2 protein-coding genes are annotated in these 1,928 nt (G+C 68.0%); both read right to left on the reverse strand.

Annotated elements, in window-relative coordinates; genetic code table 11:
- Positions 1-29: 29 nt before the first annotated feature.
- Positions 30-269 (reverse strand): hypothetical protein, encoded by a 240-nt coding sequence (locus tag VXC91_RS44985; RefSeq protein WP_329513109.1) that lies wholly within the window; start codon positions 267-269, stop codon positions 30-32.
- 102 nt (positions 270-371) lie between these two features.
- The gene (locus VXC91_RS44990) at positions 372-1,601 is read right to left on the reverse strand and encodes an IS110 family RNA-guided transposase (RefSeq protein WP_329513110.1); all 1,230 of its coding nucleotides are present in this window, start codon (positions 1,599-1,601) and stop codon (positions 372-374) included.
- Positions 1,602-1,928 lie beyond the last annotated feature (327 nt).

Genomic DNA, 1,928 nt, shown 5'->3' on the forward strand with positions numbered 1-1,928 from the left:
TAATGGCCCAGTCAAGGCTCCGCCTGCTGTCATGCGTCGTCGGAGGCATCCTTGGCAAGCAGGTCCAAGGCGTCGTTGTGGAACCGGCGTTCGGCGTCGCGGCACGGGGCGCTGAAGAAGGCCCGTTGGGCTTCCGCAAGATCGCAGTCCAACAGGCCCATGGTGACGAACACGGCTTCCGCTCCATGGCACCCGTTGTCCTTGAGGAACTGCTGGAGGGCGTCCGTGTCGCCGGTTGCCTCCCAGACGGGCCGGGAGGTTTCCCGCATGGCTGCGATGCGCGCTGATCGTTCTGCGTCGAAGCCCACTGGACCCGCCTCCCTGGGTTGGCTCGCAGGCTATCGCCAGGGGGGTGGGGAGCGCTGACCGATTCAAGCGGCGTGCGCGGATGGTGGGTGGAGGGTGAAGAGCCTTCCATCGCGCAGTAAGGCCCAGAGCACATCGACGCGTCGACGGGCGAGGGCGATGACGGCTTGGACGTGCTTGCAGCCTTCGCGTCGCTTCTTGAGGTAGTAGTCGCGGGTGGGGCCGTCGCGGATGATGCTGGTTTGGGCGGAGAGATAGAAGACGCGGCGCAGGCGTCGGCTGTAGCGCTTGGGGCGGTGGAGGTTGCCGGTGCGGCGGCCGGAGTCCCTGGGAACGGGCACGAGGCCGGCGGCGGAGGCGAGGTGTCCTGAGCCGGGGTAGGCGGAGAGGTCTCCCGCGGCGACGATGAACTCGGCGCCCAGGATCGGGCCCATGCCCGGCAGGGACTCGATGATGCAAGCGTGCGGGTGAGCGCGGAAGGTCTGCCGGATCTTCTGGTCGATCTGCTTGATCCGCTCGTCCAGCGCCAGGACCTGCGTGGCGGTGTCCGCGACAATGCCGGCGGCTACGTCCTGCCCGGGCAGCTCGGTGTGCTGTGCTCGCGCGGCTTGCAGCGCGGTGGCGGCCACCGCGTCGGGGTTCCGCACGCTGCGGTCCGCCAGCCAGGCGGTGAGGCGGCTCTGGCCCCGGCGGCGTATGGCTGCCGGCGTCTGATAGCCGGTGAGCAGGATCAGCGCACCTTTGTGGTCGGCGTAGCCGAAAGCCCGTTTCAGCGCGGGGAAGATGCCGCTGAGTACGTCGTGGAGCCGGTTGAGTAGGCGTACCCGGTCGGCGATCAGGTCGGAGCGGTGAGAGGTCAGCAGGGCCGGGTCGGCGGCGAGCTGGGCGGGTACGTCGACGAAGTTGAAGTCACGCCGCAGACGAGTTGTCTTGGCGATCACGTAGGCGTCCCTGGCGTCGGTCTTGGCTTCTCCGCGGTAGGCAGCGGACATGCGGTTGACCGTCCGGCCGGGAACATAGACGGCGCGTTGACCGTGGGCGGCAAGTAGGGCGAGCAGCAGCGCGGATGCGGTGCCGGTGATGTCCACGGCCCAGCAGACCTCCTCCGCCAAGGGGAAGATCTCGCCGAGCGCGCTCAGGATCTCACTTTCGTCGTTGGGGACTTTCCGGCTCCAGATCGTTGCCCCGGTGGTATCAATGGCGGCCAGCCAATGGTGGGCCTTGCCAGCGTCGATACCGACCCAGAGGCGGGCTGGTCGGTCGGCTATGGGCGTCTCCTCAGCGTCGGGCAGCATCCGTTCCGTCCGGGGGACACCCGCCGTCAGCTCCGTAAACAGCGACCTCTGCGCACATCTCAAAAGGGCGTCCCGGAGAGCCGGGCGGCGCGTGATGCGGCAGTGAGGGAGGCCGTTCGTGGCACCGGTCTCTATACAGCCAGTGAACGCCTCTGGCTCGTGGGCCCGCCGCAGGTCGTAGCAGCGGGGAACGAGGCGTTTCATGGCGTGCGCGCGATTCGCGACGCTTACGCCCGGGGGATGGCAGTCGGGTCCACCGAGGAAGCGTCTCTGATAGGAAAGCGGCGCATGGCCATGGCTCAGATGCGTCGCCTCATGCGTGAGGGC

The sequence above is a fragment of the Streptomyces chiangmaiensis genome, from assembly GCF_036281785.1.
GTDB lineage: Bacteria > Actinomycetota > Actinomycetes > Streptomycetales > Streptomycetaceae > Streptomyces > Streptomyces chiangmaiensis.